Origin of the sequence: uncultured Chryseobacterium sp. (assembly GCF_913776365.1) — a bacterium.
Lineage (GTDB): Bacteria > Bacteroidota > Bacteroidia > Flavobacteriales > Weeksellaceae > Chryseobacterium.
In genome coordinates this window covers 1-8,989 of sequence record NZ_CAJYMO010000262.1, presented here as the reverse complement: position 1 = coordinate 8,989, position 8,989 = coordinate 1, and the positions used below count along the sequence as shown (strand labels likewise).

The following is an 8,989-nucleotide window of genomic DNA, read 5'->3' as shown; positions in this document are numbered from 1 at the left end:
CTCGACTATTGAAAAATCAAAACAAAGAATAGTTTTTGTAAAAGAATTAAATTATAAAATCGTTGATTCTGCTAATTTAAAAGGTTTTTATTTTAAACCATATATTGAAAAAGGATTTAGATATGGTTATCATTCTATGGAAAAGACAAGAATAGATCATTTTTCACAATATCCTTATAATTTAAGTTACGAAAGGAATTTAAAAGATTCTATTGTATTAAATATTTTTCCTGAGGATAAAAAAAAGGTCGATAGCTCTGATATTGTATGGGCATATTTAAAGCAGCCATCTTTGAAAGATACGATCAGAATTGAAATAGAAGGAATGGGAAAGCAAAAGGGAATTATAAAAGTATGGTAATTTCCATCCTTCTTTAGAGCGGACCGAAATTCACTGCAGAAAAATTGAAAGATTGGTGAGGCAGCGATGACATTGACCTTCATTACATACAGCAAGGAAAACCGGCGTAAAGCACTGTTGTATAGGTGTTTATCATGTATTTCGTGCAGAATCACCGGATGTTTATGTATTTGAAAGCATTAGCGAGATGAGAAATTATTCAGAAATACGGATATGCAATAATGAATAACCTCATCAATCATTGAATATCTTACACACCGGTATTTTTTGTTGAAATATGGAAGACTGAATCACAATGCAGAAGATTTTCCCACATTTCAACAAAGTTTTTACAGCGACAACAAGAAATTATTAACTAAAAACTCTAATTTTGAGTGTGCTTAAAGCTGGGAAGATTACAGGCTTTAGTTTAAATATGTAAGATTTTGATTGTAAGACTTTGTAATTTTCCAAAACTACAATAATAATAAAGATTAGATAATTTTAGCATATTGTAAAACATTTTATACCGGTCGGATTCTGAATCTAAATCCCAAAACCATTGACGACCCATTCTTTTTTGATCGGTTTATCCGCAAGGCTTTATGATGAATACCATATTTCATCTGAATCAATAAACAAAAAGCCGGAAATCAGATTTCCGGCTTGTATAGTTTAGGGATAGGTTCGTTTGCTTATTCCGCATCGTATTTGCTGATGACTTTCTGGGTAACGCCTGAGCTGCTGAAACCTCCGTCGTGGAAGAGGTTCTGCATGGTTACTTTCTTGGTCAGGTCGGAGAACAAGGTAACACAGTAGTTGGCACAGTCGAGAGCGGTGGCATTGCCCAGCGGCGACATGTCTTCCGCATAGCCGAGGAAGCCTCCGAATCCTTTTACGCCGCTTCCGGCAGTGGTAGGGGTAGGGGACTGGGAAACGGTATTTACCCGTACTTTCCTTTCCCCCCAGTAATTTCCGAATGTCCGGGCGATGCTTTCGAGATAGGCTTTGTTGTCAGACATATCGTTGTAATCCGGGAAGGTTCTCTGGGCAGCGATATAACTGAGGGCCAGGATGCTTCCCCATTCGTTCATACAGTCTTTCTCCCATGCCACGCGCATTACCTTATGGAAGGAAACGGCAGATACGTCCCAGCCTTTTTCCAGCCAGTCGTAGTTCATTTCCGTATAATGTTTTCCTTTTCTCACGTTTACGGACATGCCGATAGAGTGGAGGATAAAGTCTATTTTACCAAATTTTGCAACAGCGGCATCAAAAAGTTTTTTCAGATCTTCAATGGAAGTGGCGTCGGCACCTACTACTTCAGAGCCGGTTTTTTCGGCCAAAGCGTTCAGCTCGCCCATTCTCATGGCGATAGGAGCATTGGAAAGGATGAATTCAGCACCTTCTTCATGGCATCGTTCTGCAACTTTCCATGCAATGGATTGATCATTAAGGGCTCCGAAAATAATCCCTTTTTTGCCTTTAAGTAAACCGTATGACATAATTTTCTAATGTTTATTTAAGCTACAAATGTAGCAATATTTGTGTTGATGGCATAATAAAAAACGGAGCCTTCTATAAAAAAGGTTCCGTTTTTTTTGAAAATATTTATATAACTGAAATTCTAATTCGTCTTCTTATTCCATTCCGCTTTTACATCTTCACCTGCATCTTTGGTTTTTTCCCAGGCATCATTAGCTTTATCTTTTACCGTATCCCATGCATCAGCTACGTTATTCTTTGCTCGGTCAAGCCAGTCTTCGTGCTGTGCTTCCTCGTCATTGTTTCTTTTTTCATTAATATAGTCTTTTGCACGGTCTGCGAGTTCTTCCACTTTCCATTTTGCATTATCTGCTGTGTTTTTAAGAGAATTTTCGGTGTTGTCTACTGCATTCTCTGCTTTGTTGTATTCTGAATTATTCATAATGTGATATTTTGTTGTTTATGTTATGCAATGTAATTAACAAGAAGTATTCCTAAATTTTTATCACGCTGTTAAATTTTTCATAAAAATTTTATGCACTGAAAACTATGATCGAGCGCATATTCTTAAAATAACCTTCAAATTGAGTAAAAAATAAAGCAGATGTTATATCATTTAATTATTGTATTGTCAATAAAAAACTAATTAATTTAATAAAAATACAATACGAAAATCATGAAATGACCCCTTGTGAGACAATAGGAGCTTATACCTATCAGTCGGTGGTATAGCGATTTTTCAGTTAATTTATTTGATTACAGTAATTTACGATTATTATTTCACTAATTAGTGTTAAATTAAAAATAATGCAATAAAAGTTGGGTGATGATAAAAAAATGGTATATTTGTGGCATAAAACTGATACCATAATAATCTCATATGAAACGAAATTCAGAAATTCGACTGCTTTCCACTGCCCTTATCCTGTTGGCCTCTTATCATTTAAAAGCCCAGGTGGGGATAGGAACCACCAGCCCGGATCCGTCATCCATCCTTCATCTCAATTCGGCAAACAAAGGTATTTTACTGCCCAGCGTCAGCCTGACTTCCGTAACGGACATCACTACAATTGCGTCACCGGCCAGCGGCCTGATGGTGTGGAACAACGGACTTGGCGGACTTGCGGATAAAGGTTTTTATTACTGGAACAATTCCAGATGGAATATGCTGTCGGCCACCTCGGGGATGATGACCACATCCGGTGTCTCTTCTCCGGATGCGTGGAACAATTCCGGTTCGAACAGCGGAAACAACACGGGTTCCAATACCAACCTTTCTTTGGGTACCAATACCCAGGATGACCTTGTCTTCAAAGTGAATTCCGTGAAATCGGGAAGACTGGGTACCGATCATTCCATCAGTCTGGGAGCAGGAGCCAATGCCGGCCAGAACGGAATAGCCATCGGGATCTCCGGATCTGCCTATCAGGGTGTTTCCATAGGCAATGAAGCCTCGGTCACCGCAAATGACGGGCTGGCAGTAGGGAATAAGGCAACGGCGGGTGCTTACCAGTCGAATGCCATCGGGTACAACGCAAAAACGGCCAAAAACGAATCCACCGCACTGGGAAACAATTCACTGGCGGACGGATTCCAGTCTGCTGCTCTCGGGTACAACGCCAAAACAACAGCCAATGAATCCATGGCACTGGGGAACAATGCCGCCGCCGCCGGATACCAGTCTCTGGCCGTGGGATATGCCGCAAAAACCAAGACCAACAGTGAAACGGCTGTAGGGTACCAGTCGGTAACCAACGGCCAGCATTCCACCGCAGTGGGATCCGGCGCTTCGGCAACCGGACAGTATTCCACCGCCATCGGTCATAATGCTGCCACTGCCCAAGCCAATGCTGTTGTTCTGGGAGACGGCAATGCCAATATCGGAATCGGCACCGCAACCCCAAACACGGCTGCAAGGCTGGATGTCAGCGGACAGTACAAACTGGGGGAAAAAGGGACCATCGGGAAAAACCAGATCAGCTTTGAAGCATGGCCGGCTGTACATATCTACAACCTGCCCGCAGGAAATTCCGCTACGATGAATATTGAGATTCCCGCTTCATGGGTAACAGGTTCTGCGAGAGCAACCATTACCGTAACGCCGGCTGCCGATTTTGCCGGAAATACCACTTTCTCCATTTCCAATCCGAGAATGACCTCCGCTTCAACCATTACCATTAACCTGACCAACATTTCCGGATCTGCGGAAAGCCTGTATTCTTCCCATTTTTACGTAACGATCAATGAATTTTGAAAACGATGATCTGACAAGGTTTAAAGGACAGGTGAAGCCCACTATACCCGTGACCTGATACTTGTTTGATTATGTGCTCGCAGATCAAGCTGATTCAGCAGATTTTTATTTGAATTCATATCCATGTAATGATGAGGCTGATTGGGGTACGATCTATCCGGCAAATGTAATCCGGTACTGCGCTTTTTTAATCGGTGTAACATAAAAGCCAGGTAATCAGTAACTCCTATTGTAATGATGCAAAAAAAGCAAATAGTTTAATCTGAAGGAATGATTATATAATGTGTGATTCACTGGTTTTGCGAATTCATTTTACTTCCTTATATGGTAACGGGATAATCGGACTTTATATCAATGGCACTTATAATATCTTATTGTGTATGGACAGTACTGCATTCTTTTTGATTCTTTTACCTTGAGACTGCTTTATATTGATTTATCTCATGATGAAATGAATGAAAAATAACATCTCCCGCATATTAAAGTGATTCGACAGATTTAATCATCATAGAAAAGTCTGCTGAATCCGCTGATCTGCGGGAGTGTGCTTAGATGTATAGATGTATGCTTACCATAAATCTGTCCTTAATAACCAGTTAAAATGTAATCCAAACTGAAAATGGTAATCTTGTACAGATGAATAATTGTCTGCAGAAAATTCATCATCGAAAACCAGGGATTCGTTGATTATTTTACCGTCTTCAACCATCATAAAAAAATGACAGACCGGAATATCACCGAATTCAAAATAGTGCTCAAGAATGAAAGTATCTAGCTTATACTCTTCAATGATTCTGACAAGGTCCTGAACGGTATCATCTTCTTCAAAATCATATCTTGATTTAACATAATCCAGATATACCTCTAATTCATCAAAATCCCTTGCATTTTTGATAAAGGTTTTAAAATCATCTTTAAACCGAATAAAGATAAATCCGTCCAGCCTGATTTGATTTATGCTTTTATTGATGATGCCGGAATCCTCTTTTATGATAAGGCAGGTGATGTTTTGGCTCATCTGTTTTATCTGATAATCCGGTCCAGTACCCAGTTGATGAGCTTTTTCTCGGAAGCATGATGGTCTGCTGAGAATTCGCCGCGTCTCCGGTTGGCGATCACATTGTTCACGGTAACAGCCTGGTGGCCGAGCAGTTTGGAAAAAGCATAGATCGCGGAGGTTTCCATTTCAAAATTCGTTACGCCCAGTTCGTTCAGGGTTTCCAGGAACTTGTCGTCCAGTGACTTCAGGCGCAGCTGTCTTCCCTGTGGGGCGTAGAATCCCGGAAATGTGGCTGTATTTCCGTGGTACGCTGCATCACTGTACAGGTTTCCCAGTTCTTCAGACCATTCGGAGAAATAGAGCATCGGCCTGATGACCGGATACGGGAATTTTTCGAGGAAATTCCTTGAAAATTCATTTTCAAAAGCATAATCCTTATAGAAATGCATCAGTCCGTCAAGGCCCACCACATTCCGCGTTACCAGCATATGGTCAACCTGTACATCCGGATTTACGCTTCCGCAGGTTCCCATCCTGAAAAGCTGCAGTGAGGTGTGTTCCTTTTTGAACTCTTTGTTCTGAAGATCAATGTTCACCAAGGCATCCAGCTCGTTCATCACGATGTCTATGTTTTCCGTACCGATGCCGGTAGACATGACGGTAATCCTTTCCCCGCGCAGCGTCCCGGTGTGGGTGTAGAATTCCCTCTTGTTTTTCCGGATCTCAACGGTGTCGAAAAAGGCTGAAACCTTGGCTACCCGGTCAGGATCACCCACCAGGATTATTTTTCCCGCAATATCCTCCGGGAGAAGATTCAGGTGGTAAACACTTCCGTCATCGTTCAGAACCAGTTCTGAAGCCGCCAGTTGATTAAGCATATGTATTTTATTTTTTTGATTGATTAATGAATAATTGATCTATTGTTTAAAACCCTTCCCCAAAACCCATCGCCATTGTGATAAACCCGGGTCGTTGCAGAAAACGCCCTTTGCCTGATGAAGTCGATTCCGGGAGTCAAAATTAATAAAAAATATTGAATAGGGCAGGACAGTAGAGCGCTATGGTCAGGAATCCCGGAAGCGGACGCTTGTACAGATTGATGATAAATTCATCCGGTAAGATACGTAAACAGGTAAATGGATCCCGACTCTCAGGGCTGTTTTCAAATGGTAATGAGGCAGAATGTCATACGGCATCCTCTGTTTATGGATATGAAATTTCACAAGCTTCTTCAGATCAGTTTTACTGATGCTTTCTTTGCCTTCCTGTACACCACGTAAAGAAAATAAAATCTTTGCGATTGAAAACGAAGTAGTAAATCAGTTCTGTTAAACGATTATAATGAACTCAACAGTCAGCAGTCATTATATATTCAGATTTTTACAATTCCTGAAATGGGCCGGCGAATCTGTCTTCAATAAAGCTCAGCAGTTTCTAAGATTAACGTGATTTAACATAAATATAAAATTAAGGTAACATCCGGCCCGGCTTCTATCAATAGCTTTGCGCAAAAAAATGAAATTCTATCCTTTGGCGGCTGTGGTGGTGGTGATAACGGGACTTGCGGTCATGTCCTTTCAACCTGTTGACAAGGGAAAGTCACCGGAACGCAATACCATCAGTACAGGGCTGGCCGGTTTCAAAAGCGCGCTTGAGCAGCTGAAGTCGGATGCCCACGGCTATTCCGAAGGCCGGCTTTCGCTGGCGGAACTCCGCGAATCGCTGCGCAAAACCCGGAATTCTTTTAAAGAAGTCGAATTCTACGTGGCTTACCATTATCCCGAATTTACAAAGACCCACCTCAATGCCGCACCGCTGTTCCATATCGAAGCGGCCGGGACTTCCGCTTATACATTGCCTCCCGAAGGACTGCAGGTGCTGGACGAAATGATTTTTTCCGGTGAAGCCGAAACGCAGAAAGATGAAATTGCCGCCATCACGGACTTCCTGAACAACAGCTATGCCGGCTTTTACCTGAATTCGGTCACCAGCGGACTGAGCAAAGGCAACAACCTGACCTTGCCGTTGAGAATCGAGCTGATCCGGATCTACAGCCTTGGGATCACAGGGTTTGATACGCCCGGCTCCCTGAATGTTTCCGAAGAAGCGGCCCATGCCTTTGCGGGAATGCAAAAATACCTGCATGACGAACCTTATTTCAGGAATTACGATCTGCAGAAGGCAGACCACCTGTTCACTGAGGGCATCGCCTATTTATCACGCAATACCGGTTTTGACACCTTCGACCGTATTGAATTCTATAAGCAATACATCCAGCCGCTGTACAGTGAGCTCGGGAGCTGGGACGGCAGGCCGGATGACCTGAAGGAATTCTCAGGCTGGAATGCAGGTAACAGTAACTTTTTCAGCAGCGACTTCCTGGATCCCTATTTTTACACCCTGCTGGAAAGGGAGGAAGACAGTGAAGCGATGCGGGCCCTGGGAAAAGATATTTTTTACGACCGGCAGATCAGTGCCGACGGGAAAATGAGCTGTGCCACCTGCCACCTTCCGGAATATGCCTTTACCGACCGGAAGCCGAAATCCTTCAGCAATACAGAGGGCGGAACGGTACTGAGAAACGCTCCTTCCCTCTACAACGCCGTATTTGCAAAAAGGTTTTTCTATGACCTGCGGGCCTTCTACCTCGAGCAGCAGGCGGAACATGTCATCTACAGCAAAGATGAATTCAACACCAGCTATGAGAGCATCATAGCGAAATTAAAGAAAAATCCGGAGTACAGGCGGGCCTTCAGAAAAGCTTTCGGGAACGGGCAGATCAGCAGGCAGGATTTCTCCAAAGCACTGAGCTCCTATGTAGCCTCCCTGTACTCTTACGACAGCGATTTCGACCGTTTTATGCGGAATGAAAAAGAAATTTCCAACGAAGCGAAAAAAGGCTTCAACCTCTTCATGGGAAAAGCCAATTGTGCCACCTGCCACTTTGCCCCGACGTTCTCCGGCCTCGTCCCTCCGTTTTTCAACGAAAACGAGTCCGAGGTCTTGGGCATCACTTCAAAACCGGTCAGCCAAAAGCCATGGGAGCCGGATACCGACAGGGGAAGGAACGGCAGTCCGGTAAAAAAAGAAAGCTCGTGGATCTATGAAAATTCCTTTAAGACCGTTACCGTAAGAAATACTGCATTGACGAAACCGTATTTCCACAACGGTGCCTTCAACACCCTGGAAGAAGTGCTGGAATTTTACAACGAAGGCGGAGGGGAAGGCCTGGGCCTGCCGGTAAAAAACCAGACCCTGTCACCGGATAAGCTGAACCTGTCTGAAACCGAAATCCGGCAGATCATTGCCTTTCTCAATTCACTGACGGACATCAGCAGGGCGAAATAGGTGAGGGTTATGGGTGATGAGTGATGAGTGATGAGTGATGAGTGATGGTTGATAATTGATAGTTGATGGTTGATGGTTGATGGTTAATAGTTTACACGAACATGAACCCGATATTGGTTAAAAATCCGGAAGAAGGAAGCGCTGGATGCCGGAAAGTTTCTTATCGGAATTATAGTCGGAAGCAATTAATAACCAAACAAAATTCTTTGTCATTTTATCAAAAGTCATTCTATTTGAATCCAGGCCCTACAGGGATAATTATATTTTTGATTAAATAAACAGCTGAATACAATGAAACTACGATCTAATTTACATTAATTTAAAGTCCCGAAGGGACGGCTTTCTACAACATAGGATAAAATCCTATTAAAAACCGGTATAAAGATCATCATTTATTTTTATCAAAAGTCATTCAATTTGAATCCGGGCTCAACAGGCATAATTATATCTTGATTAAATAAACAGCTGAATATAATGGCTCTGCGATCGAATTTACATTAATTTAAAGTCCCGAAGGGACGGCTTTCTACAACATAGGATAAAATCCTATTAAAAACCGGTA

At 42.5% G+C, this 8,989-nt stretch carries 7 protein-coding genes; 3 read left to right on the top strand and 4 right to left on the bottom strand.

Annotation, left to right across the window (positions count from 1 at the left end):
• Positions 1 to 361: hypothetical protein (locus QZ735_RS13485; protein WP_294249358.1), on the top strand; the 361-nt coding region annotated here is incomplete at its 5' end.
• A 674-nt stretch (positions 362 to 1,035) separates the two neighbouring features.
• Here QZ735_RS13485 and QZ735_RS13480 read toward each other — a convergent pair.
• Together QZ735_RS13480 and QZ735_RS13475 are read right to left on the bottom strand one after the other, a co-directional pair.
• The gene (locus QZ735_RS13480) at positions 1,036 to 1,845 is read right to left on the bottom strand and encodes an SDR family oxidoreductase (RefSeq protein ID WP_294249357.1); all 810 of its coding nucleotides are present in this window, start codon (positions 1,843 to 1,845) and stop codon (positions 1,036 to 1,038) included.
• A gap of 122 nt (positions 1,846 to 1,967) precedes the next feature.
• Positions 1,968 to 2,267, bottom strand: a complete 300-nt coding sequence (locus QZ735_RS13475; protein WP_294249355.1) for a hypothetical protein — start codon at positions 2,265 to 2,267, stop codon at positions 1,968 to 1,970.
• 438 nt (positions 2,268 to 2,705) lie between these two features.
• Here QZ735_RS13475 and QZ735_RS13470 point away from each other — a divergent pair, with 438 nt between their 5' ends.
• On the top strand, positions 2,706 to 4,079 hold the full coding sequence (locus tag QZ735_RS13470) for a hypothetical protein (protein WP_294249353.1): 1,374 nt from the start codon (positions 2,706 to 2,708) through the stop codon (positions 4,077 to 4,079).
• 568 nt (positions 4,080 to 4,647) lie between these two features.
• On the opposite strand, the gene QZ735_RS13465 is transcribed toward QZ735_RS13470, so the two are convergent.
• A complete protein-coding gene (locus QZ735_RS13465; protein WP_294249351.1) occupies positions 4,648 to 5,097 on the bottom strand; it encodes a hypothetical protein in 450 nt (149 codons plus the stop codon).
• Positions 5,098 to 5,102: 5 nt separating this feature from the next.
• Positions 5,103 to 5,957, bottom strand: a complete 855-nt coding sequence (locus QZ735_RS13460; RefSeq protein ID WP_294249349.1) for a nucleoside phosphorylase — start codon at positions 5,955 to 5,957, stop codon at positions 5,103 to 5,105.
• Positions 5,958 to 6,594: 637 nt separating this feature from the next.
• Here QZ735_RS13460 and QZ735_RS13455 point away from each other — a divergent pair.
• Positions 6,595 to 8,427, top strand: a complete 1,833-nt coding sequence (locus tag QZ735_RS13455) for a cytochrome c peroxidase (protein WP_294249348.1) — start codon at positions 6,595 to 6,597, stop codon at positions 8,425 to 8,427.
• Positions 8,428 to 8,989: the final 562 nt, after the last annotated feature.